This is a genomic window from Rhizorhapis sp. SPR117 (genome assembly GCF_021742065.1).
The window spans coordinates 1-23754 of the sequence record NZ_JAKKIE010000053.1; the positions used below are offsets into that span (position 1 = coordinate 1).

General features: G+C 59.2%; 23 protein-coding genes. 12 read left to right on the forward strand and 11 right to left on the reverse strand.

Annotated elements, in window-relative coordinates; all coding sequences use genetic code 11:
- Positions 1-70: 70 nt before the first annotated feature.
- Complete coding sequence (locus L3X40_RS16855) at positions 71-964, reverse strand: TonB-dependent receptor plug domain-containing protein (RefSeq protein WP_237366641.1); 894 nt, start codon at positions 962-964, stop codon at positions 71-73.
- Positions 965-1679: 715 nt separating this feature from the next.
- On the reverse strand, positions 1680-3056 hold the full coding sequence (locus tag L3X40_RS16860) for a class I adenylate-forming enzyme family protein (protein WP_237366662.1): 1377 nt from the start codon (positions 3054-3056) through the stop codon (positions 1680-1682).
- Here L3X40_RS16860 and L3X40_RS16865 point away from each other — a divergent pair.
- Positions 2967-3212, forward strand: coding sequence for a hypothetical protein (locus tag L3X40_RS16865; RefSeq protein ID WP_237366663.1), 246 nt, complete (start codon positions 2967-2969; stop codon positions 3210-3212). The two genes, L3X40_RS16860 and L3X40_RS16865, sit on opposite strands and share 90 nt — an antisense overlap.
- A gap of 12 nt (positions 3213-3224) precedes the next feature.
- On the opposite strand, the gene L3X40_RS16870 is transcribed toward L3X40_RS16865, so the two are convergent.
- From L3X40_RS16870 to L3X40_RS16890, 5 genes are all read right to left on the reverse strand, one after another.
- A complete protein-coding gene (locus L3X40_RS16870; protein WP_237366642.1) occupies positions 3225-3956 on the reverse strand; it encodes an enoyl-CoA hydratase/isomerase family protein in 732 nt (243 codons plus the stop codon).
- A 70-nt stretch (positions 3957-4026) separates the two neighbouring features.
- Complete coding sequence (locus tag L3X40_RS16875) at positions 4027-5313, reverse strand: Rieske 2Fe-2S domain-containing protein (protein ID WP_237366643.1); 1287 nt, start codon at positions 5311-5313, stop codon at positions 4027-4029.
- 64 nt (positions 5314-5377) lie between these two features.
- Positions 5378-6448 (reverse strand): phosphotransferase, encoded by a 1071-nt coding sequence (locus L3X40_RS16880; protein ID WP_237366644.1) that lies wholly within the window; start codon positions 6446-6448, stop codon positions 5378-5380.
- Positions 6445-7611 carry an acyl-CoA dehydrogenase family protein gene (locus L3X40_RS16885; RefSeq protein WP_237366645.1) on the reverse strand — a complete coding sequence of 389 codons (1167 nt, stop codon included), beginning with the start codon at positions 7609-7611 and terminating at the stop codon, positions 6445-6447. The genes L3X40_RS16880 and L3X40_RS16885 overlap by 4 nt, the downstream gene beginning before the upstream one ends.
- A gap of 19 nt (positions 7612-7630) precedes the next feature.
- Positions 7631-8389, reverse strand: a complete 759-nt coding sequence (locus tag L3X40_RS16890) for an SDR family NAD(P)-dependent oxidoreductase (RefSeq protein ID WP_237366646.1) — start codon at positions 8387-8389, stop codon at positions 7631-7633.
- Positions 8390-8476: 87 nt separating this feature from the next.
- Between L3X40_RS16890 and L3X40_RS16895 the strand changes: the two genes are divergently transcribed.
- The gene (locus L3X40_RS16895; protein ID WP_237366647.1) at positions 8477-9202 is read left to right on the forward strand and encodes a GntR family transcriptional regulator; all 726 of its coding nucleotides are present in this window, start codon (positions 8477-8479) and stop codon (positions 9200-9202) included.
- Between the two features lie 90 nt (positions 9203-9292).
- Positions 9293-10096, forward strand: coding sequence for an acetoacetate decarboxylase family protein (locus L3X40_RS16900; RefSeq protein ID WP_237366648.1), 804 nt, complete (start codon positions 9293-9295; stop codon positions 10094-10096).
- A gap of 331 nt (positions 10097-10427) precedes the next feature.
- On the opposite strand, the gene L3X40_RS16905 is transcribed toward L3X40_RS16900, so the two are convergent.
- Positions 10428-10652 carry a hypothetical protein gene (locus tag L3X40_RS16905; RefSeq protein ID WP_237366649.1) on the reverse strand — a complete coding sequence of 75 codons (225 nt, stop codon included), beginning with the start codon at positions 10650-10652 and terminating at the stop codon, positions 10428-10430.
- A 154-nt stretch (positions 10653-10806) separates the two neighbouring features.
- Here L3X40_RS16905 and L3X40_RS16910 point away from each other — a divergent pair, with 154 nt between their 5' ends.
- The 4 genes from L3X40_RS16910 (at position 10807) to L3X40_RS16925 (ending at position 15775) form a co-directional block, all read left to right on the forward strand.
- Positions 10807-12039 (forward strand): MFS transporter, encoded by a 1233-nt coding sequence (locus L3X40_RS16910; RefSeq protein ID WP_237366650.1) that lies wholly within the window; start codon positions 10807-10809, stop codon positions 12037-12039.
- 49 nt (positions 12040-12088) lie between these two features.
- Positions 12089-13363 carry a sulfotransferase family protein gene (locus tag L3X40_RS16915; protein ID WP_237366651.1) on the forward strand — a complete coding sequence of 425 codons (1275 nt, stop codon included), beginning with the start codon at positions 12089-12091 and terminating at the stop codon, positions 13361-13363.
- An 82-nt stretch (positions 13364-13445) separates the two neighbouring features.
- A complete protein-coding gene (locus L3X40_RS16920) occupies positions 13446-14675 on the forward strand; it encodes a hypothetical protein (protein WP_237366652.1) in 1230 nt (409 codons plus the stop codon).
- Positions 14676-14848: 173 nt separating this feature from the next.
- Entirely contained in the window at positions 14849-15775 is a 927-nt protein-coding gene (locus tag L3X40_RS16925; protein WP_237366653.1) for a TauD/TfdA dioxygenase family protein, read from the forward strand.
- Between the two features lie 93 nt (positions 15776-15868).
- Here the strand turns inward: L3X40_RS16925 and L3X40_RS16930 are convergent, their stop codons facing one another.
- The 3 genes from L3X40_RS16930 to npdG form a co-directional block, all read right to left on the reverse strand.
- Entirely contained in the window at positions 15869-16171 is a 303-nt protein-coding gene (locus L3X40_RS16930) for a hypothetical protein (protein ID WP_237366654.1), read from the reverse strand.
- 9 nt (positions 16172-16180) lie between these two features.
- Positions 16181-18511 (reverse strand): 5-amino-6-(D-ribitylamino)uracil--L-tyrosine 4-hydroxyphenyl transferase CofH, encoded by a 2331-nt coding sequence (cofH, locus tag L3X40_RS16935; RefSeq protein ID WP_237366655.1) that lies wholly within the window; start codon positions 18509-18511, stop codon positions 16181-16183.
- 101 nt (positions 18512-18612) lie between these two features.
- The gene (gene npdG / locus L3X40_RS16940) at positions 18613-19278 is read right to left on the reverse strand and encodes an NADPH-dependent F420 reductase (protein ID WP_237366656.1); all 666 of its coding nucleotides are present in this window, start codon (positions 19276-19278) and stop codon (positions 18613-18615) included.
- Between the two features lie 187 nt (positions 19279-19465).
- Between npdG and L3X40_RS16945 the strand changes: the two genes are divergently transcribed.
- From L3X40_RS16945 to L3X40_RS16965, 5 genes are all read left to right on the forward strand, one after another.
- Complete coding sequence (locus L3X40_RS16945; RefSeq protein WP_237366657.1) at positions 19466-20503, forward strand: LLM class F420-dependent oxidoreductase; 1038 nt, start codon at positions 19466-19468, stop codon at positions 20501-20503.
- Between the two features lie 258 nt (positions 20504-20761).
- Positions 20762-21040 (forward strand): hypothetical protein, encoded by a 279-nt coding sequence (locus L3X40_RS16950; protein WP_237366658.1) that lies wholly within the window; start codon positions 20762-20764, stop codon positions 21038-21040.
- Entirely contained in the window at positions 21037-21765 is a 729-nt protein-coding gene (locus L3X40_RS16955; protein ID WP_237366659.1) for a class I adenylate-forming enzyme family protein, read from the forward strand. Before L3X40_RS16950 ends, L3X40_RS16955 begins: the two co-directional genes overlap by 4 nt.
- 131 nt (positions 21766-21896) lie before the next feature.
- On the forward strand, positions 21897-23210 hold the full coding sequence (locus L3X40_RS16960; protein ID WP_237366660.1) for a spinster family MFS transporter: 1314 nt from the start codon (positions 21897-21899) through the stop codon (positions 23208-23210).
- An 11-nt stretch (positions 23211-23221) separates the two neighbouring features.
- Positions 23222-23710 (forward strand): SDR family NAD(P)-dependent oxidoreductase, encoded by a 489-nt coding sequence (locus L3X40_RS16965; protein ID WP_237366661.1) that lies wholly within the window; start codon positions 23222-23224, stop codon positions 23708-23710.
- Positions 23711-23754: the final 44 nt, after the last annotated feature.

Here is a 23754-nt window from a genome sequence, read left to right on the forward strand (position 1 = left end):
GAGGTGGTTCAAACATGGGTCAGTTCTCGACGGAAATTTATATCCCTCCCGGGTCAACTCTCAGCGGTAATCAACAATCGGTCGTTTGTTTGTTGTTATATGCGGTCCGTTCGATCGGTCGCCCGGTCGTCGACTCGATAATGGTGCCGTTATCGATCACCAGGCGGCCAAGTAGGTCACGCACCTGCCCATTGGCGAAAGTCGTGCCGAAGCCGGCGAGGCGCTGGACATAGGCGGGATCGGTCGCCAACCGTGCCTGCACGTCGGCCGGCAGGGTCGACTCATTCGTCACATAACCGTCGCGTTTCCAGTGCTGACCGGCCAGGCGGATGGCCAGCACGTCGTCTATCACCGGAATATTGAGCGCGCCCTCGACCTGAACATTGTTATAGTTACCGAGCTGGACCCGGCCATAGCCCTCCCAGTCATTGGTAGGTGCGGCGGGCTGGACCAGCACGGCGCCGCCAGTAGTGGAGCGACCGAACAGCGTGCCCTGTGGGCCCTTCAGCACCTGCACCGACGCCAGGTCGAAGAACTGCGCCGGCAGTTCGGGCGAACTGTAGTTCGCGCTGAGCGGAACTTCGGCGAAATAGGTCTCGACGCTGCCCGCGGCGGCGCCGAAAAGCAGGCCGCGACCGCGGATCGCGAAGCTGTTCTGGGTGGACGACACGGAGTTACCAGTATAGGCGACCAAGCCAGGGGCCACGCGGCCCAGATCGGCGGCACTGGCCACATTGTTCTGCCTTATCCCCTCCTGGCTGAAGGCGACGATTGAAACCGGCACGTCCTGCAGATTCTCTTCGCGGCGGCGGGCTGTCACGATAATGTCTGCGCTGCCAGGCACCACCGCGCCAGGCTGAGGCTCGGTCTGCGCGATCGCGGGCGCGCCGAATTGGGCGATCAGTGCAAAAGTCGAAACTGTACAGAGGCGGTGAACGCACGAAAAAAGCGGTGAATTATTCATATTCCTCTCCCTTTAGGTCGATTTTACAGTTTTATATTATTCTTTTATTGTTATCCGCCCGTCGCTTCAGATGACTCCATTATAGTTAGACACCGAAGCAACCATATTCAGGCGGTCGGCTGTTGCAAGGTTCAAAATTGGGGCATTTTTCGGTAGTACAGCATCAGCACAAGCTATGCCGCTGTGGAAGCTTCTATGCTCGCGGAGAACTCGATCTCCATCGATCACATCATATACCGGATCTGAATTGAGGATCCCAAAGACACCCCTCCCAAGGTCACATTCGTCCCTGCGAATTTTTTGTTCTTATTTTACGCGTCAGCTTATCTATGCGTCAGTAGATACACGGTGCAAACCTCACGCGCAAGGCAGCGCCAATCCATAGTTTAAAATATTTGGCACTGATGTAATCGGGCAACGCCTCGATTTCGACCGGCAAATTAACCGATCGAGTTCCAGCCGCTCCATCTGGACTCATGCCCCGCGGGCCCGGGATCCCTCAGCGTTGTCCGAATAATGCACAGCGGGCCGGGATTAGCGCGATCAGCACCAGTCCCTACAACTCACGCGGAGTGCACGATCGCCACAAGGCCGCATCCTGTCGATCATCGACAAGGTGAGCTGGGAATGCCTTGCCCCGCCAGTCTCCCGACGGCTCAGAAGCGAGGATGTGCTCCGCACCCTTGGTCGACAGCGGAGCTGTCCGCCCGGAACATCAGCGAGTTTCCGGCCAGAGCGCCCGGACCTGAGGCAAATCGACCTTGAGGGTCACGGTGCGGGGCAAGGACGCGAAGATGCGCACATCCGCCGGCACTGAAGGCGCCGGAAGATGCTGGCGCACGAAATCGCGAAGCCCTTCACCCGAGATGGGCTTCGCTCCTGCCTTCAGTTCTACTGCGGCGACCGGCACTTCGCCAAGGCGTGGATCAGGCATGCCGAACACGGCAGCTTCGGCGACGGCTTCGTGCCGCCGGATCGCATTGGCTACAACCTCAGGCAATACCTTGAAGCCGCCCCGGTTGATCGCGCCGTCAAGCCTTCCAAGCAGATAAACGAAATTGTCGCTATCCATCCAGGCCAAATCGTTGGTCTTGAGCCAATCGTCTGAAATCGCGGGCACCAGCGCCTCGACCCGGCCTTGCTGCCCGCTCTCCAGCACTTCGCCTGTCTTCGGATCAGTAATGCGCACCTTGACGTTACTAGTGGGAATTCCGCAGCTGCCGCGCTTGCTATCGCCCCACTTCTCTTTCAGCTGCCGCGTCCAGGTGGCCAGTGTCGTGGCGAATTCGGTCGCGCCGTAGCCCCAGCCGATCTGCAGATCGTACTTGCGCTCGAAACGCTCGATCTCTTCCGGCTCCAGCGCGCCCGCACCGCCGTACACATATTTGATCGAACTTAACGTGGCAGGCGGTATGTCGGCGGTCCACAGCGAACGCAGCACCGTGGGCGTGAAGGTTACGACTTCGGTGCCGTGCCGCTGCACCGCGTCCACCCAAGCGTCGACCGTGAACTTCTCAAGCAGGCAGATCTGGATGCCATAGCCCGCTAAAAATAGTACGGGCAGGGCGCCGCCCAGGGTGCTGAGATGCACATGCTGGATTTCTACCTGATTGCCCACGATCGCTGGATCTGGGGAAATGAGCATATCGCGCCCGCCCACGAGCGCGGCCTTGCCAAGTTGCACGCGCTTGGGGGGGCCGGTCGTGCCGCTGGTCAGCAGTTCGAGCGTCAGCTCGCCATGGCACCGTGGCTCCACGACCGGACGATCGGGGGCGGCGAGCACATAGGGCTCAAGCGTTTCATCCGAGATGGCGATTGCCAACCTGCACGACGACAGCTGCTGCCTGAAATCGTTCGTCCAGTCACTTTCCAGGGCTACGATGGCGGCCAGGTTCAGCGTCTCGACGTCTTCTGCCCTCATCTGCGGCGGCTGCATGGCCGATAGCGCTGTTGCACAACGCTCCGATCCGATCAGTCCGATAAGTGCGGCCGCGCTCCCCGGATGATTGCGCAAAATGATACCGATGGCGCAAGACTTATCGATACCTGCGTCCTGCAAAAGGCGCTCGAGCTTTCGTCCCGTTTGGGCGATGGTGCCCGCCGACCACCACTGTCGTTCGAAGTCGATGAAGTCGATATCCGGCGGATCGGTCAGGAACGCTCCGATTTTGCGGACATATTCATCGGGCGTAACGGGATCAGTTGGGGCCATGATCACTCCGGTATCTTGCCGCCGGCTCTCTGGTAAATGCGCAAGGGGTCAGCGGATTTCCGCCTTTGTCCTTGCAACCTGGCTGCGATCGAGTTCAGCCACCGGATTGCCGACCTGAATGTATTTGTACGCGCCCCGCACGGCCGCAGTGTGGGGAAGATCGAGCGATTCCCACATGGCCTTGACGGCTCCCTGCGTGGCGGTGGCGGGCTTGCGCGCGATGGCCGCGGCGAGGCTGTGGGCGCGCTCCCACAAGCGATCGTGCGTGGTGATCTCGCTGACGAGATTGATGCGCAGCGCCGTTTCAGCACCGATCCGCTCGTCGTTGCCCAGCAGGATCATGCGCATTATTTCGCCATAGGGCATGCGATGCGAAACCCCCACTGGCTCGCACGCTGGCACGAGCCCGTAGCTGACATGCGGATCGAAGAACTGCGCGTCATCCGAACAGATGATGATGTCCGCCTCGTTGATAAAGTAGAAGCCGCCGCCTGCGCACATGCCGTGGATCGCGACGACGATCGGCTTCCACACCAGATTGGACTTGGGGCCGAGCACCTGTCCCGGATCCAGCTCGCGGAACGGCTCCTGCCGGTAGGTGTCGAAAATTTCAATCACGTCGACGCCGGTGCAAAAGGCGCGTCCTTCTGCGGCTCGCAGCACCACGGCCCTGATTTCCACGTCTTCGCGCACCGTCTTCCAGGCCGCTTGCATCTCGTCGAGCATGGTCTGGTTGAAGGCGTTCATCCGGTCGGGACGATTAAGCATGATCGTCGCCACCCCGTCCGCCCCCTTCTCGAAGAGGATTGTAGAGAATTCCAATTCAGGTTCCTTCGTTCGACGCCGCCGATCAAGCGGCGACGGATGTCCGCTCTCGCGTGAGCAGCTGTTCCCAATCATCGTCCGGCAAGACCATGGCGTCAACCGGCAGAACCTCCCGATAATTGTACGGTCTCTCGTGCTGCGCCAGCGGCTTCTTGCCTTCCGCATCGTTCTTGAGCGCGCGCAGCATCAGCATGCGCGTCTGGACAAGAGCGACATCGCTGGAGGACAGGTTTTCCTTCGTCCGATCGGTGATGGCGCCCATGCTTGCCTGTACAACGATGTCTTCCTCGACGAGATTGTTTGGAAATCCCGAAAAGTGTCCATTCGCCATCGCTACGCGGTTCTGCCCGTAGTTGACTTCCGGGCCGCCAGCCAGCGGCGCGAAGTTCTCTTTGACACATCGGCCATTCGCGATCCCCATCTGGATCGGCGGCCAGTTCTCATCGACAAGGCTGTTCTCTGCAAAATAGCCGATGAACAGCAGGTGATGCGTATCATCGATCGGAACCATCGCAAAGAAACTGCCTGTGCCATAAGGGTAGGCAGGGATCATGGTGATGAACGGCGCAACGAATTGAGATGCGCGAAGGTGCGTCTTGCCCTTGCTGGTAGCGCGAAGGGCTGCCGCGGTGAGGCCCCAGGGCGTTCGCCTGATCTCATAGACCGGCGGCCGGGCGTTCATGATGGGACTGCCCTGATCCGTCGGCTTATCACCATCTTTTCCGCGAGGCGACAGTCCGGGAATCCAGCTGGTGTGAAGCGAAGTGAGATGGGCCGTGTCGAGCGATCCCTCCACACCCTGGAACCAGTTGCAGTCCGCCTTGGTCAGGCACGTCCAGACATGACCTTCCGGGAAGTTGAGAATGGGAAGGTTGGGTCGTTCCGGTGGTTCGCCTTCGCCCAGATAGACCCAGACCATATCCCCGCCTTCGAACGTCGGATAACTGCGCACCTTGACGCTCGCCGCGAAGGTTGCCTGATCGCCGGCGTGGCTCGGCGTTTCGACCACCCTGCCGGACACGTCAACGGCCCAGCCATGGAAGATACAGCGCAGCGCACAGCCCTCGTTGCGCGCCAGCGCCATCGAAACGCGGCGATGCGGGCAGGCCTGGTCTATGAACCCGATAGTGCCGTCGGGCGCGCGCCAGGCGACATAGTCGTTGCCTAGCAGGCGCACCTTCAAAGGCGCGCCGTACGGCTTGAGCTGCGAGGGTAGCGTGAAGGGGAGCCATGCCCATTTGCGGATCAATCGGCCCATCGGTGCGTCGCCCTCCACGCGGGTGAGCAGATCGTTATTGGCTTGTGTCAGCATGGTTTGGCACTCCAGCCAGGTGATGAGGGCTCGGCGCAAAGACCCTTCAGGCGAACCTTCAGGCTCATATGGCCCTCCCGTTCGTCTGCTTCCAGGCAAGCGCAGAAAGTTCCGGCAGAACCCTGACGCGCTCGCGCGCTTGTGCCGAGGATGCGTTGCCGCGAATGACCCGCCCTTTGATACCGTGGAAAATGGCCGCCAGCCGGAAGAAGGCGAACGCCATGTAGAACTCGTAGTGCGGAATCGAGGAACGGCCGGTGCGGGCGCAGTAGGCGCTCACGTAATCTTCTTCGCTTGGAATATTCAGCGCGCTGATGTCCATGCCTCCAAGACCAGCTATGATGTGCGGTGGCAATCGGTACATCATCGCGTGATAAGCGAAATCCGCGCCAGGGTGGCCGAGAGTGGAAAGCTCCCAGTCGATCACCGCCACAATCCGGGGCTCGTCCGGGTGGAAAATCATGTTGTCGATGCGGAAATCGCCATGAGTGATGCCGGTGAGGTCGTCATCTGCGGGAATGTGTTCTTTCAGCCAGTCGATGAGGCGATCCATGTTGGCATCGCGGCCAGCGTCGGTGTCTCCCAGGTATTGCTGCGACCAGCGATGGATCTGGCGCTCGAAAAAGTTTCCCTGCCGCCCGAAGTCGCCGAGGCCGGCGGCTTCGTAGTCAACCGTGTGGAGCCGCGCGATTGTCGCGTTCATCGCGTCGAACATCGCCGCTCGTTCCTGGTTCGATACCTGGGGTATTGCCGCTTCCCAGAAGATGCGGCCCTCGACCATGTCCATGACGTAGAAGCTCGTGCCGATGATGCTCTCATCATCGCACAATGCGTGGATGCGCGGTACCGGAAAGCCGGTCTGCCCAAGCGCACGCATCACTCGCACTTCGCGTTCAATCGCGTGAGCACCTTTCAGAAGCGGTCCCAGCGGTTTGCGGCGCAGGACATATGCCTTGTCGGGAGTGACCAGCTTGTAGGTGGGATTGGACTGGCCGCCGCTGAACTGCTCGACGCTCGGTGGCCCCGTGAAATCCGGGACATTCGTTTGCATCCACGTCCGCAATGCGGCTTCGTCGAGGCTGAAGCCCTGCCGCGCATGGATCGCGCCATGATGGTCGGACACGGATCCGGTCACTGGGATTGCAACTCCCGCCAGTCGCGCTTTATCTTCTTGGCCAGCGACCACTTGTGGACCTCGGTCGGGCCGTCATAGATGCGAAACGCCCGAATTTCGCGGAACACCTGCTCTACGATGGTGTCACCACTCACCCCGGTTCCGCCCATGACCTGCACGCAGTTGTCGGCAACACGCATTAACTGTTCCGAGACGGCGACCTTGGCCATCGAAGTCTCGATGGTGCCGAGCGAACCGGTATCGAGTACCGATGCAGCCCAGTCGATCATCAGTTCGCACTGCTTGAGCGCGATCTTGTTTTCCGCGAGCATGAAGCCCACGCCTTCATGTTCGATCAGCGGCTTGCCGAAGGCCTGGCGGCGGCACACGTAGTCGGTCGCGATCTCTTGCGCGCGCATGCAGGTCCCAAGCCAGCGCATGCAGTGTGATAGCCGCGCCGGGGAGAGACGGATCTGTGCGTGCAGGAAGCCTTCCCCACTCGCGCCAAGCATCTGGTCCGCCGGCACGCGGAGATTGTCGATGGTGATCACCGAGTGACCGCCGGGCATTGCGCCGTCGATCGTATCGAGGACGCGTTCGATACGGATAGCAGGATCGGGCAGATCGACCACGAACATGCAGGCGCCGTCATCGGATTTTGCCATCACGATGCCGACACTCGCGCCGTCAGCTCCGGTGATGAAGGCCTTGCGCCCGTTGATCAGCCACTGATTGCCCTCGGGGCGGCATTCCGTCATCAGCATTGAAGGGTCCGAACCGGCACCGCCGTCGACCGCCGGCTCGGTCATGAAGAAGGCCGAGCGGGCCTCGCCAGCCACCAGGGGCGCCAGGAAGCGCGACTTCTGCTCGGGTGTTCCTATGCGGCCAAGGAGGAACATGTTGCCTTCATCAGGCGACATGGTGTTGCAGGCGAGCGGGCCCAGTGGCGACAGGCCCGTCCTGATCAGGACAATCGCGGTTTCGCGTTGAGTTAGATGACTGCCATCGTCCAGGATGTGCGGCGTCAGCACACCTGCCGCGCTCGCTTTGTCCCGCATTTCGTATACCAGTTCATCGCTTGGACCGTGCCCGACCTTGCTACGGGGATCGCGCTCATAAGGGATGATTTCATCCCGGACGAAGCACTCGACCTTTTCGGCAATGTCATTGGCGCGGGCAGTCATGTCGACAGTGGCTTCCTATTCACAATGAGCTGACGAGATGACCGCCATCGATTTCGATAACCGATCCGGTCATGTATGAGGAGCGATCGGATGCGAGAAGCAGCAACGGGCCGTCCAAATCTGTCAGTTGCCCAAGGCGACGCTGGGGAATACGGCGGATCATCGCCTTGCCCGCATCGCTTTCCCAGAATGCCATATTCAGATCCGTTGCGACATAGCCCGGCGCCAGAGCATTCACCCTGATTCCATACCGGGCCAGTTCCAGGGCGGACGCCTTGGTCATCTGGATGGCTCCGGCCTTGGATACCGAATAGGGCAGCACGGCGCCGGCCTGACGAAGCCCGAGCACGGATGCCACATTGATGATCGAACCACCGGCCCCGCGTTTCTTCATGGCCCGCGCTACGGCCCGGGTCATCAGGAACATGCCCTTCAGATTGGTATCAAGAACCGAGTCCCAGTCCGCCTCGCTCTGATCGAGCAGCGCCGCCTCGTGCACAATACCGGCATTGTTGACCAGGATGTCGACTCTGCCCAGCGTCGCAGTTGCCGCTTCGATGCTGGCCTCCGCGCTCACGTCGAGCGTGAGCGTCTGGCATCTGCCGCCAGCCACGCGGATCGATTGTGCGACTTCGCTGAGTGCAGCCTCACGCCGGGAAGCAAGGATAACTTCCGCTCCAGCTTGGGCAAGGACCATAGAAAAATGGGCGCCGAGGCCTTGCGAGGCCCCGGTGACCAAAGCAACTTTGCCTTCCAGTTGCCAATTCCAGCTGGGCATTACCTCTCCTTGTCGGAACCGATCATGGGCCAATCTTGTGGAACAATCAAGCTTGCTTCGCGAGTTGTGCGCATGCATACACATGCAATGGACGATCTGACATCAGGGCTGGATTGTAACGGCGGATCGTCGAGCCGCGTTTACAGAGGCGTGATGGATGCCCTTGAGCGGGGCCGTATGGTTCCCGGCCAGAGGCTCGCTGAGACCGACCTCGCCAGCCGCTACGGAGTGGGCCGCAATGCCGTGCGCGAGGCGATTCAGAAGCTCGCGGGCCGCGGCGTCGTCGATCTGAGCCGTCATCGCTCGCCCACGATCAGGCAGCTCGACTATGAAGAAACAATGGAGGTCCTGGACGTCGCCAGCGTACTGAGCGAACTGGTCGCGCGCACAGCGGCTCTGCGCTTCGATCCCGGCCAGCATAAAGCTGCGCTTGACGATGCCATGATCACCCTGGAACTGGCGGATAATAGCGAGGAGAGCGGGGCGTTCAGCAAGGCACGCCGCAACTTCTACCGCACGCTGCTGATGATCGGCGGCAATCGCGAACTGCTGCGCCTGTTTCCGGCCGTGAGCATGCACATCATCTATGCCCAGCACCAGACACCGCGACTACGCGGGATCAGATTGGCCGACTATCGCCAGATAATGGACGACGTGGCGGCGAAGAATCCGGACGCTGCCGCCGGATCAAGCCGTCTTCACGTTGAACATATCCGGGACGTAATCGCGCATCGTGGGATGGGGGCTGCGAATGGCGGTAACAATGAAGATGCCCAAGTTGAAAGCGCCGCTCACGCGATCGGACAGGTGTGACCGCGTGCGCGGGGCATCGGATGCGCCTGCGCGCACTAAGCGCAAGCCGGATGACTCCTGGCCGGAAAGATGAAATCGAGAGGAGAGGATATGCTGACACTTAAACCTGGCAAGAAATACGATATGCCTGCCTTCGAAGAGTCGATCTACCCGGCCGTGTCCCATGTAGATAGCGTACATGCCTACACCACGGTCTTCGAAACGACGCAGGAAGCCATTGAGAACTTGCTTCCGCGGCATCTGGCCTACTCTGGCGACAACTCCGTCGCCGTCAACCGCTTGCGTTACCGTGGCTGCGACTACATGGGCGGCCGAGGCTACGAAGAATTCGTGATTGGCGTCACGGCTCGTTATGAGCATGCCGGCGAGGTTATCGTAGCGCCATATCCGGTGGTCATCTGGGTCAACGAAGTACCTTCGATGCTATCCGGCCGCGAGTTCCTGGGCTTTCCCAAGCTGTATGCCGAAATCCCGCAACTGACCGAGGAAGGCGACCGCATCGGCTTTTCCGCTAACGAGTACGGCAACAAGTTCCTTGATGGGCACGTCCGGTTGACGAAGAAATGTTCAGACTCAACCCTCGCCAAAATCCAGGCCGCCGCAAATCCTTATAGTTTCGGATGGAAGTATGTTGCGGGACCCGATGGAACGGTCGATGCAGACTATGCCACGCTGTTCAGGATGGAATGGCAATATAAGGAAGCCTGGCATGCCGAGGGTGAGGTCAATTTCATCGTAGGTACGCCCCGAGAACTGCCACTCTCCGGTCCGAGCGTGCGAGCGCTCGCTGCGCTGCCGGTAGTTGCGCGAAAGCCGGCATTCGCGGTGAAGGCAACCGCCACCATCTATCGTGACGCGATCCGTCGCCTCGAATCCATGGATCGCACCGCATAATATTTGCGCTTGAACACAATCACTCCCTATTTATTTGACTGTGCATCGAGGGAAACTGCAGTGGTTAAATATGACTGCCACGCAAAGACGGACGGCTTGTAGAAGCCGGAAATTTCCCCTCTGAATCAGCGGATAGATTATCGACTTGCCCGACCAACCGGAATGCTTTCCCAAGCTCGACGAGGTCAAGCATTCCGGTTGGTCGGGCAAGGTCATTTCAACACATCCGTCGCCGCCCTCATCAAGCAAGGCGTGGCCTCAAGCAACGCCCACATCGAGTGTCCGATCATACAGCCTGGTATTTTGCGAACTCTCAAGCAGTTTGCAGCTCTTAAAACTCGATGCTCGCCTCGACACTAACCGTTCGACGCAGACCCCAGTTCACGGTGCCGAATTGCCCAAAATCTGTGCCACTAAAGAAATACTTCTTGTTCGTAAGATTGTTGCCGACCAGTGCAATCTGCGCCTCGACGCCGCCGCCGTTGAGCGGAGTGTTTGACAGCGCTATCCGCCCATCCAGAAGGCCATATGGCTTACCGTCAACGGCCGCCTTCACGCCGGTGTTGTTTACGTCGACATCGGTCCGGTAGACCCTGTCCCTGATTAGAGTTTGTTTTTCAAACCTACCGAATATTAGGTATGGTAATTCCGTTTGGACGCGATATCAAGCTGCGAACGGAGCATAATAATAACATGGGAGGCAGGATCTGGTGCGCCTGACAGTGGAGCGGAGTGAATGGGCTCGCGGATGGCCGCTCGTCCTGATGAGCTCTTTGGGCATCATGCTGTCAGCGGCCTTTGCCGGCGGGCTCAGCACTTCGCTGACGACGATCGAGCAAGAGATGGGCTGGAGCCGAACGGCCATAACCGCAGGTCCCATGATTGCTGCCGCTATCCCTCTGCTGATGGGACCCTTTTCGGGAATGCTGATAGACCGGCTGGGGCCGCGAAGAATCGTGCGCATATCGATCCCGCTCTATGCCATGGCGGTCGCATCTCTGGGGATGGCTGGTCCCGGCCAGGTCGGCTGGTTTGCCAGTTGGGCAGCAATCGGCGCCCTGACGCCATTTGTCGGTCCGCTGGTGTGGACCATCGGCCTCAGCCGCTGCTTCGAGGCGAACCGGGGAACGGCGTTCGCGTTCGCCATGAGCGGCGTGGGACTGGCCCACTTCCTAACCCCCCTGATCTCCGTCGCCATGCTGGACTGGTTCAGCTGGCGAGCGGTGTTTCCGGCGGTCGCGGGGTTTGCATTCCTGGCGGTGTACCCGTTGGTTCTTCTGTTGTTTCGACCGGCGGCAAGTGGCGCTGAAGACGCTGAAGCCTCGGTCGAATTGCCTGGCATGGAAGTTCGCGAGATTTTCACAAGCTATTGCTTCTGGGTGATCGCCTTGGTGGTCGTCCTGCAATATGGCGCGTTGGGCACGTTGTTCGTCCATTTGCAGCCGATATACGTCGGAGCCGGCCTCGACGCCGTTGCCGCCGCCCAATATGCCTCTACAATGGGTATAGCCCTGATAATTGGCCGTCTGCTCGGTGGCTATATCGTGGACCGGGTATCTGCCCGGCATGTCGCCGCCGCAGTCACCATGCTGCCGATTTTGGCTTGCGTGCTGCTTCTCAAGGGCCCCGGTTCGCCATGGATTGCGCTGGTTGTGCCCATGCTGGTGGGATTCTCCATGGGATCGGAAGGTGATATCATTGCCTATATGACGGCGAAATATTTCGGACCCAAGAACTTCGGATCGGCCTTCAGCATTTACATGGCGTTGTACGCGGTCGGTTATGCCTTCGCGTCGGTTATCGGTGGAGCTGTTTACGACGCACTTGGATCGTACGACAAGGTGCTGCAGGTCATCGCAGTCGCGCTCGCCGTGGCCGCCATGCTCGTTCTTACGATCGGCCGTCCGCCCCAGTTCAGTTTGCAGAGGCGGGACATAGCCTGATCGGTCGCGCCGAGGTAAGCATAACAAGATAACGATAGGATGTTTTGAAATGCGCGCGGAAGTTAAAGATAATGTCGTGCGGATACCGGAATTGCGCCACCCTCGACTGACCGACGAGGAGAAGGCATTCATAGCCGGGATTCCTGCGGTCGAAATGACGGTCGAGAGCGTACTTGCAGAGGCCAGGCGGCTGACCGGATTGTCCGATTTCGGCCCGGATGATTTTCGCGAGCGCCTGGCCTTCATTCTGGCCGAGTACGACAATGTATCCACCCTCTCCTTATACGGCCGCATGATTTCATGGCGCCAGGAGGTCAGGTATGCGGCCAATCGACTGAGCTTGATCGACCTCTATAAACGCCATCCCGAGATCGACGATGTCGTGATCGATCGCCCGATAATCGTGGCGGGAATGCCGCGCTCGGGAACCTCGAATACGGTGAATGTCCTTGCCGCAGACCGCCGGTTGCGTTCGATGCCGCTATGGGAGGCGCTTGAGCCGTTCCCTTGGCCCGCGGAGGCAGCGACAGGCAAGGATCTGCGCCGTCAGCGATGCGAGGAGGGTATGTTTGGCATCATGGCGAGAATGCAGCCTTATTCGTCGCTGATGCACGACATGGGGCCTGATTACGTTCACGAGGACGCGGAGTTGCTCGGGATGGACTTCGGCGACTTCTATCCTGAGTTCAAAACCTATTCGCGCGCGTGGCAGGACCGGCTTTTTACCGAGGACCAGACGCCACGCCACGCCTTTGCCAAACAGGCGATGAAGGCGATGACCTGGCTGCGCGGTCCTAACCGGTGGGTGACCAAGTCGCCGACCCACCTTGAAAATCTCGGTGCACTCAACCGAGTGTTCCCCGATGGGTCGTTTGTATTGCTGCACCGCGATCCGATCGCGATATTACAATCGATCATGACCATGACGGGCTATGCCGACCGCCTGCGCCGGACCCGGGTCGACGTCGCGACGGTGCGCGAGTTCTGGACCGACCGTGTCGAACGGGCGCTGCGCGCGATGATCGCCCAGCGCGACCTGCTCCCGCCGGAGCGATCGACCGACGTCCTGTTCCACGAATATATGGCCAATCCGATGCACATTTTGCAGCAGGTTTACGACAAGGCTGATCTGCCTCTCGCCCGGGAGGGGCTCGCGGATATTGAAGGATACATCAAGTCCCATCCGCGCGGTGTGCAAGGAAAGCTGGTTTACGACCCGATCGGCGATTTCGATCTCGATGTCGGGGCGGTTCGCGAGCGCTTCCAGTTCTATTATGACCGCTATTCGGTTCGCAAAGAACCGGTCCTGGGCGAGAAGATGTGACCTGCAATTTGCGGGGTGGCGTGCGATTTGAGCGTTGGCTGGCACAGCAAGCGACCGACGTTTATCCGATAAAGGAAGAAATATGTCTGAGGATTCCAAAGGAGCGGATCGGCCTGCCTCGGTTGTTTCCGGGTGGGATAGCTATGTGGATGCACTGCGGCTGCTGCCGGACAAAGCCCTCGCGCTCATGCCGGACGATTTCCAGAGTGATCCGCTCGTCCAGCAGGAAACCGCCGCGCTTGTCCTGTCGCTGATAGCGAGAAAGAATCTGGAGCTTCTCGCTCGCGACCCCGACGCGCCCATGTTCGTGCCCACCCTCAATATCTTGATGCGAACCGGCCAACCCAATCCCGACGCCACCTACCGTACGGCCATGATCGGGCCGGGGGGGACCTATCGGATCACCGGCCGCCGCGGTTCCTTGCACAGGTTCCTCATCACGCAGCAAATTCCGCCGGCTGACAGGACCATAGAAGATGCCACTTATGGTAATGTGACGAGCGGACCCGAACTCGACATGTCGACGATCAGCGTCGACGCCGACGACCGCTATGATCTGCTCGTAAGCCCGGCAAACCCGCAAGACTACGAAGGAGACTGGTGGCAACTTGACCCCAGGTGCAATTGCTTGCTCGTTCGGCTTATTTCGGCAGACTGGTACAATGAAGTCGATCCGACCCTGGTTATCGAGCGTGTCGACCGGCCAATCGGCCACCGCCGTCCCGCTCCCACCGTCGGCGAAACGCGGCTCGGCAATCTGTCCGTAGTCATCCCTAGCCAGGCTACGCGATATTCCCGCGTATTCGAGACGTATCGCAGCCAGGGTTGGATCAATCAGATCAGAGCGGTGAACCTGTTGGTGCCACGCGGGGAGGGGAATTTCTATCTCGAAGGTAGTTACGAGCTCGCCGAAGACGAGGCCTTGATATTCGAGACAGACGTTCCAAAAACGTGCGGCTACTGGGTATTCTGGCTGATCAACGCCGTGTACGAAACGAAAGAGTGGTTGAACCATCAAAGTCATCTGAACCACGCCCAGGCGCCGGTCGACGCCGACGGCAAGCTTCGAATGGTCATCTCGGCAAAGGACCCCGGCATTCCGAACTGGCTGGATACGGCCTATTACCCGATCGGCATGATCCAGGGCCGGTGGTTCGAGGCGGACAGTTGCCCTGTTCCTTCGGTTACGAAGATCAAGGTATCGGACGTACGTCGACATCTGCCGCCCGAAACGCCAGCGATCAGTTTGGAAGAACGTCAGGATGTGCTTCGCCGCCGCCGCCGTGCGCTCATGCAACGCCCGATCTGGTGAACAGCTCGTCCCCTTGGCGACGACGGCAATGTTCCCATTTTTCAGCTGCTTGCAAACTTCTTGCGTGAGGCAGCCTCAGCGCGCCCGGGCCTGAGGCGTTTTGATCTCGCGAAGCTATGTGTTATCCTGTTCAAGACACAATAATTACAAATTCAGGCTTTACTGGAGAGAACATGCCCTACGAAGTCTCGAAGCTTTCGGAAGAGCTTTCCTTTGGATCCATCGTTACAGGCCTGATGCCGAAAGATATCGGGAAACCTGAGATTGTTGAAGAGTTGAACAAGCTCTGGATCGATCGCGGCCTCATAGTGTTCCGCGACGCCGATCCTTCCCCCGAGTTTCAGGTTGCGCTGAGCCGATGCTTTGGCACTTTGGAGCCGCACCCCATTCCGGAATACTGGATGGACGGCCGGCCGGACCTGGTCGCCGTCACCTCAAAGCCTGAAGCGGGTAACATCGTTGCCCTGGGCGGTGAGAAGTTCGCAGGCTGGATACCGTGGCATGCCGATACGATGTATATCCCGAACCGCAATCACGGCGGCATCCTGCGGGTGACCAAAGCGACAAGTTGGGGCGGCGAGACCCGCTTCCTGGACCAGATCAGCGCCTACGACACGCTTCCGGATGATCTGAAGCAGCTCGTGCAGGACATGGAAATTGTCTACCAGATGGAGGGTGTGGAAGAGTCGCTATTCGTGCGTAAGCTCCTGGACGCCAAACTGGTCAGAAGCAGCGCAAACGCCGCATCCATGCTTGCGCGGGTGGATAAGGACTATCCTCCTGTCGTTCATCCAGCCGTGTTCGAGCAACCGGAAACCGGACGGCGCGTATTGAACGTCTCGCCCCATTTCGCCAAATTCGTCCTGGGGTATTCGGCGGCCGAAAGCGACGAGCTTCTTGTGCGGCTCATGCAACATATCGAATCGCAACCCTTCTATCAGCATCGCTGGTCCGACAAGAACGAGATGATCCTGTGGGATAACTGGCGCATGCTTCACAGCGTGACCGGTTGCCCGGTCGATGAGGTTCGTTCAATGCGCAGGACGACGATCAGCGGGCAGTATCCATACGGCCGCTTCTTGGAAGCGCAGGCCGCCTGATCGGTCGCAAGCTTTATCGGATCGAAGCAGAGATACGAGGGGCGCCGCCGGGTATCCGCCGCCGACGCCGTCAGGGTCAATTGGAAGGATGCGTCAGCCTTGGCAAAAGGTTCGGAAGCGCTCTACGTGGCGGCTCGAAATTCCCGCAAAGAACTGATCGACTACGTTGAGATAGATAGGACCATATTCGATCGGACTGAACCAGAAATCAAAGCCGCCTTCAGCGAGGTAGAAAAAATGCTCGCAAATCCAGCGGAAAGGTGCGTTCGGTCTGACGATCTCGTGACGGATGATATTATTGTGCCCTAATGCATCGACAAGCTTGGCGGGCTCCAAACCATGCTTACGACGGACATGCCGAAGCCAAAACTCCCTTGCGAACTCCTGGAGCGGCAACAGACCGCCTCAGGCTTCTGCCATTACTTTTGTTGGGTCTCCGTAAAGCGTCGTGCGGCGACGCAAGGGCCGTCCGGCCGCAGCAGCAGCGGCGCCAAGATCATCGACCGATAGCTCCTGCCCGTGCCCAGCGCCCGCTGCCCGGCTGATCGATTCGTTCATCAACACGCCGCCGAGGTCATTGACCCCTGCCGCCAGACAAGCCGCAGCTCCGTCGATGCCCAGTTTAACCCACGACGCTTGGATCGACGAGATCGCACCGTTAAGCGCCAATCGACCGACCGCATGCATCAACACGGTTTCGCGCCATGTCGGGCCCATTCGTGCCTGTCCCCGCATGAATACCGGCGATTGCATGTGCACGAAGGGCAAGGGAACGAATTCCGTGAAACCGCCCGTGTCGAGCTGCAGGTCGCGGATCCTCAGGATGTGCCTGGCCTGATGAACGGGGGCTTCAAGATGGCCGAACATTATCGTCGACGTGGTCCGCAGCCCAGTCTTGTGCGCGGTCCGCATGACCTCAAGCCATTCTTCAGTATTGACCTTATCCGGGCAAATCAGTGCTCGCACCTCGTCGTCAAGAATTTCCGCAGCAGTTCCCGGCAAGGACCCCAGGCCTTCATCCTTCAAGCGTGCAAGATAGTCAGCGAGCGGCACGCCCAAAGTCTGTGCGCCCTGCCACACTTCCAGAGGAGAAAAGGCATGGACGTGCATCTCTGGCTGCGCCGATTTCACGGCGCGCAAAATATCGACATAGGTGTCGCCGTTATACCGCGGATGAATGCCGCCTTGCAGACAGACTTCGGTCGCGCCCTTAGCCCATGCCTCCCGGACGCGTTCGGCAATTTCCTCGGTGGGCAGATTATACGGCTTGTCTCTTGTCCCTGCCTTGGTCGAAGTCTTGGAGAAAGCGCAGAAGCTGCAGCTGAATGTGCAGATATTGGTATAGTTGATATTCCGATTGACCACATAAGTGACCACGTCACCGCACACGCGCTTTCGCACCTCATCGGCCGCCTCCACGACTGCGGCCGCATCGGGACCGCGAGCGACAAGCATGCTGACAACCTCTGGTTCGGACAATGTCTGACCGGAAACAGCTCGCGCGATCGCCCGGTCGACTTGCATAGAGGCCAGGATAGCGGGCGTCTGCCCCCCCAACGGAGCGCGAGGAGAACCGGGAACCGGGCGGGTCTCCCCGGGGCTCCATCCCCCCTCCCGTCCCAAGCTTTCGCCATCGGAGAGTCTGAGCACCGGTCCGCGCATCTTCGGATCGAGCCAGATTGAGGGATTTGCGGCATAGCGGGGATAGATCGTCAGTCGTTCGGTCAATACCCGCCCCGCTGTCATACATTCTTCGGCAAGGCTATCAATCTCGGGCCATGGTGCCTCCGGATTGACGTGATCGATAGTGACCGGTGAGATACCGCCCCAATCATCAAGACCTGCAGCAATCATTCCGGCAGTTTGCCCCGCATTGAGGTTGGGCGGCGCCTGGACGCCGACTTCGCTTCCCAGTACGAGACGTGCTGCGGCAATCGTCCATAGCAATTCGTCGGCCGAAGGCTCGCTCGCATTCGCCATGCGCGTCCCTGCCTTGGCGCGAAAATTCTGGATGATCACTTCCTGAATGTGGCCGTAACGTCTATGAAGGTCACGAATTGCAAACAACGCCTCCAGCCGCTCAAGCCGCGTTTCCCCGATGCCTATCAGGATCCCGGTGGTAAACGGTACGCGCGCTTCGCCAGCTGCGGCGATTGATGCCAGGCGCACTTGCGGAAGCTTGTCCGGCGAGCCGTGATGCGGCTGGCCCTTTTGGCAAAGCCGCTCGGACGTGCTTTCCAGCATTAAGCCCATCGAGGCGGATACCGGGCGCAAGCGCGCATAGTCGTCTGCGGTTAGAACCCCTGCGTTGATGTGCGGAAGAAGCCCTGTTTCCGTCACTATCCGGCCGGCAACATGCTCTACGAAGTCGATTGTCGAGGCAAACCCGAGAGCATCAAGCTCCTTGCGCGCTGCGGCATAGCGCAGTTCGGGCTTGTCTCCCAGCGTCAGCAAGGCTTCCTTGCATCCCTGGGCCGCGCCCTGGCGCGCAATCCCGAGCACTTCTTCAACCGGCATGTAAGCAGACACAAGGCGGCTAGGAGCCTTGGCGAATGTACAATATGCGCAAACGTCCCGGCAAAGCTGGGTCAATGGCAGAAAGACCTTACGCGAATATGTCAGCAAGCGTTTTCCGCTCGCATCGCGCATCGCCGACGCTGTCCTACCGAGCTCCTCAGCAGACCCAGCCAGCAAACATTCGATAAGGTCGCGATCGACAGGGGCAAGATCACTCATATAACAAATCCCAAAAAAGGCAGCGGCATGAGACCGATCATCATCACCGCAACAATTTAGCCCCCCGACATGACGCCGCCAGAAAAGTGACGCGTACAGCTTCAGGTCTTCGGAGCCTCGAACTTGCCGGTAACGACAATCCCAGCCTGGCCCAGCTTGTAGCGTCGATTGAGCTGAATCAGGACTGAAGTCATCGCTTCGGCGGCGGCAGAGTTGGCCAGCGGCCCAACATGCCAGCCGCGCAGGCCGATTTCCGCAAGCAACGCGCGGACAACCTCCACGGCTTCAGCGTCATCGCCCGCGATTAGCACGTCGGCGTTGATATCGCCACCCCTGGCCAACTTCTCGGCGCCGACATTCTGTAACGCCGAAACGACTCGTACACCCTCGCCAAGGATCGCGGCACCATCGACCACGGCCGATCCGGATGCCGGCAATTGCACCCTGCCTACTGCGGGCGGCTTGAGAGGCACCGTAGCATCGACCACGATCTTGCCCTGAACAGCATCGCGAACTTGCGCCAGCGTGTCGGCATGCGCGGCATACGGTACGGTAACAAAGCAGATGTCAGCGGCCGCTGCCGCCTCCGCAAGACCGAGACCACCCACTTTGGCATCAGGAAACTCCTCGGACAACAAAGCCGCTGCTGCGGCAGCCTTCGCGGGATCGCGCGAACCGATCCAGACTTCACGACCGATTGCCGAAAGCCGCCGAACCAAGGCACCGCCGAGATCGCCCGTGCCACCCAAAACTGCATATATCGTCATCGCAACGTTCTCCGACCGCCAAAGCAAACCATATATTCTCTTATCGCAAGGCGATTGTATGACAACCCCTCTGCATTACAATTTTATCTAATGTTCGTTAAAAAAAATTGCCTGAGCCTGATTGAAATCACGCTCTGAGGTCGGTACAGATGAAGCGTCGCGGCAGTAGCGGCATCAAGGAGAATCGATGAAAGTCGGGCTTTTCATAGGGTATTCGGGCGCGCAAATGGCTTTGCCGATCCGAAGGATTCAACGCGCCGAGGAACTCGGGTTCGATTCGGTCTGGACCGCCGAGAGCTACGGGTCAGACGATATGACGCCCTTGGCTCATATCGGAGCCCTAACCAAAAAAATCAAACTCGCGACCGGGGTGTGCCAGCTTGCCGCGCGCACCCCATCCAATCTCGCGATGTGTGCCCAAACGATCGACGGCATGTCCGGCAAAGGCCGGATGATTCTCGGCCTTGGCGTGTCTGGTCCCCAAATCGTAGAGGGCTGGTACGGGCAGCCGTGGGGCAAGCCGGCGAACCGTATTCGAGATACGGTTGAGATCGTCCGAAAAATTCTGGGGCGCGAAGGGTCCGTCACGCACGATGGCAACGAGATATCCTTGCCTTACAACGGGCCGGGCGCCACGGGATTGGGCAAGCCCCTGAAGAGCATCCTTCATGGCAACCCGGACATTCCGATCATGCTGGGCACATCGACCAAGGAAAACATAAAGCTCACTGCGGAAATTGCCGACGGCTGGGTATCGATGAGTTGGCACCCAAACGCTCTCGAACGTTTCAAACCTTATCTCGAGGAAGGGTTCGCGCGTCGCGCCGACAAACGGACGCTCAAGGATTTCCAGATCGCGGCGATCGTCGATACGTTCATTTCCGAAGACGTGGCATCAGCGATGAAGGCTGCCAAGGAACCGGTCGCGCTGTATGTCGGGGGCATGGGCGCCAAATCGAAGAACTACCACAAGGACAAGATGGTAGACGCAGGCTTCGGCGAAGCGGCCGAGCGCGTACAGGAGCTATTCCTCGCCGGTCACAAGGAAGAGGCGGCGCAAGCGGTACCAGACGAATATGTTGATCGCATCGCTCTCATCGGTTCCGAATCTCGTATCCGGCAAAAGTGGAAGGATTGGGAGGCCTCGGGCCTCGACACACTCGCCCTTGCGCTCCCCAACGATGAATCCGTCGAAGTCGTCGGCAAGATCTTGCGGGAATCGTAATCACCTTTGATACAGACAGGCGGGGTTGCTTGGCATATTGCTACGGCCACCCTGCCCCGTTGGTTCATTTCCCCGGCCGAATGGCAATGATTTGGGCGACGACAAGTGCTGCGCGGCTATCTTGCGTCCACTAATTCGCGAACGCATACGGTTGGAAGGTCCCCACCGCGCAGTGCCGGTCGGAACGAAAAATGCATGTTGACGCGCCAGTTTAGTTAACTAATATTCGTTCAAAATGTATAACTGCGAGGATGCGGCGTGAGGGAAAAACACCAGTTGGCCTCGGCCATCGAGGACTATTTACGCCGCGATCTCTGGCTGGAAACTGCCGAATTCAAGGGGCAGCGGCGGAAGACTGGCGAGCTGGCGGCGCACGCTGATGCGATCGAACAGATGCTTCAATCCGCGGGCTTGCCGACTGACGTAGCAGTTGGAGCCGTTGCTCGCAATCGGATGGGCAATGTGATTGCGGTTTCTAGTCTACTTACCAACAGCCGCAGCGTCACGAAGATATATTCCCGGCAATGGTACGCATGATCCTTGAACGCGACATTCCCAGGGAATCCCTGTCAAGCCTGAAGGCGGTATATGGCGGTTCTGGTGAATTGGAGGAGGAGTTGCAACAGCGCTTTGAAGACCGATACGGCGTACCGCTCCATTGGGGATACGGCGCCACCGAATTCGGCGGCAGTCTTGTCAGTTGGTCCGAAGCCCTGCGCAACCACGACGGGAAAGTGAAGCCCGGCAGCTCGGGATGTGTTCTGCCAGGTCTGTCTGCACGCATCACCGACCCGGAAAACGAGACCGTCCTCGGACCCAATGAAAAGGGTCGCCTGGAAGCACTCGTACCCACGATGGGCGACGATTGGATCGCGACCAACGATCTCGCTTCGATCGACAAGGACGGCTTTGTCTATATTTACGGTCGAATGGACGGGGCCATCAACCGCGGAGGATTCAAGATCCATCCCGAAGCGATCGCCACGGCGCTGCGCGCCCACCCTGCCATGTGTGATGCGGCCGCCTTTGGCGGCAAAGATAGTCGCCTGGGCCAAATTCCACTGGCGGCGATAGAACTTATCGACGGTATGCCCGCTCCCGAAACCGACGAACTGATGAACATGCTCCGCGAAAAGCTGCCTGCCCAATCGATTCCGATCAGGATTGAAAGGCTTGACGCGCTGCCCCGTACGCCGTCGCTCAAGGTCGATCTCGCGCTGCTTCGAGAAGTCTGTCTCCAGCCTGCAGTCGTCGCGAACTGATTGCGCCAGCTCGCTTCGCCGCATCCTGATCCATTCCCGGCCAGCTACCCGGCCTTTGCAAGAGTTGTTTCGTTCCTGACCCGCAAGCGCCGACCCGGCATTAACCCCCGTTCCTCTACGGAGTGATCAAGATGACACCAAAGAGCGCGCGGACTCCTCCTCCGGGCCATGTCGTTGACGAAGCGCTGGGCGACACAGGCCGTGCTCCGTGGGGGCTGGTTTTTTTTCTTGTCCTTATCGCCGTCCTCAACACCCTTGACCGGCTGTTGCCGGGCACACTGGCCGAACCGATCCGTAAAGATCTTGGGCTGTCTGACACGGCGCTTGGTATCATAAACGGCTATGGCTTCCTGCTCGTCTACGGAATCGCAGCCATCCCGATCTCCAAGCTTGCCGACCGTGGCAAGTACGTATCCGTCATAACTATTTCGCTCGGCGTGTGGAGCTGTATGACGGCCTTGGCCAGCATAACGCGCACCGGTTGGCAATTCGGCATCACACGGGTAGGCGTCGCGCTCGGGGAAGCCGGGGCCTCGCCGGCGACCCATGCTTTCATTTCGCACAGCTTTCCGCCGCATTTACGGGCCAGGGCAATGTCGACATGGGCGCTCAGCGGACCGGTAGGCGTTATGCTCGGGCTCATAATCGGCGCCTATGTTGGCTCTGAACTGGGTTGGCGGGCCACATTCGCGTTGATGGGCTTGGTCGGTATCGTGCTGACCCCGATCGCGGCTATTGTTCTCGGCAAGTATGCGCGCCGAGCACATGTTGGTGGTTTGGTCGAACAACAGTCGGGGCGGTGGACCGACCTTTTCAGGACGCGAAGCGGGGCTTTGATCGTGCTGGCAGCCTCGATGATCAGTACAGGCATCTACGCGAACGTGGCCTTCAATCCGGCGTTCCTGATGCGGGCACACGGGCTTTCAGTGGCCCAAGCAGGCATACAGCTCGGCCTTGTTACCGGGTTGGGTGGCATTCCGATCGTGCTTGCGGCGGGCTGGATCGCAGATGTGGCCGCGCGCAAGGATGCCCGCTGGACGCTGAGGATCTTGGCGGGGGTCATGATGATGAGCGTTCCGGTACTTGTCGCGGCTTACTTGGTTGACAATGCGATTGTCGCGGTGGTGCTGCTGGGAATAGGAGCGGCTGGCATCAGCAGCTATATTCCCCTCACCGTTCTGGCGCTCTATCGTTTGGTTCCGGTCAGTGCGCGAGCACGGACTTCGGCAACCTTATTGTTGGTCAATGCCTGCTTCGGCGGGTTTGGACCGCTGCTCGTCGGCATGACGAGTGACGCACTTAGCGGTTCACTGGGCGACCAGGGGCTGCGCTACGCGATGCTGGTGGTGCCGTCGCTCGCTCTTCTCGGAACGTTGCTCTATCTAATGGCATCCGTTACATATCGCGCCGACATCGCGCGAATGTTACCCAAATTCTCACACTAAAGGACTAGCCAATGTCAGACTTCCCGGATTACCGCGACCATTATGGACAATGGGCACTTGTTGTGGGGGGCTCGGAAGGTCTGGGTGAGGCGCTTGCCCGGGGCCTTGCCAGGCGACGCATGAACGTCGCGCTAGTGGCTAGAAACGCCGAAAAACTGGAAGCTGCAGCCTCCAGAATCGCTACCTATCATGGTGTCGAAACACTCGCAATTCCGGCCGACCTGGCGCAGGCTGATGTGCTCGACCAGATTCTTGCATTGCTCGCCGGACGCGAGATCGGATTTCTCATCTACAATTGCGCCGCCGAAAATGGCGGCGAGTTCCTTGCGGAAGGCGTCGATAGCCATCTGGAAAACATCCAGGTCAACTGTGTTGCGCCCACGGTTCTAACGCACCACTTTGCGCGCGAAATGGTTGCGCGAAAGCGCGGCGGCGTGGTGCTTTGCTCATCCATTGCCGGATTGCAGGGTATAAACGGCGGAGTAAAAATGTACCACTGACGGGTCTTTTGGGGTCCGTTCATTTCGGAGTAAAAGTGTACCGG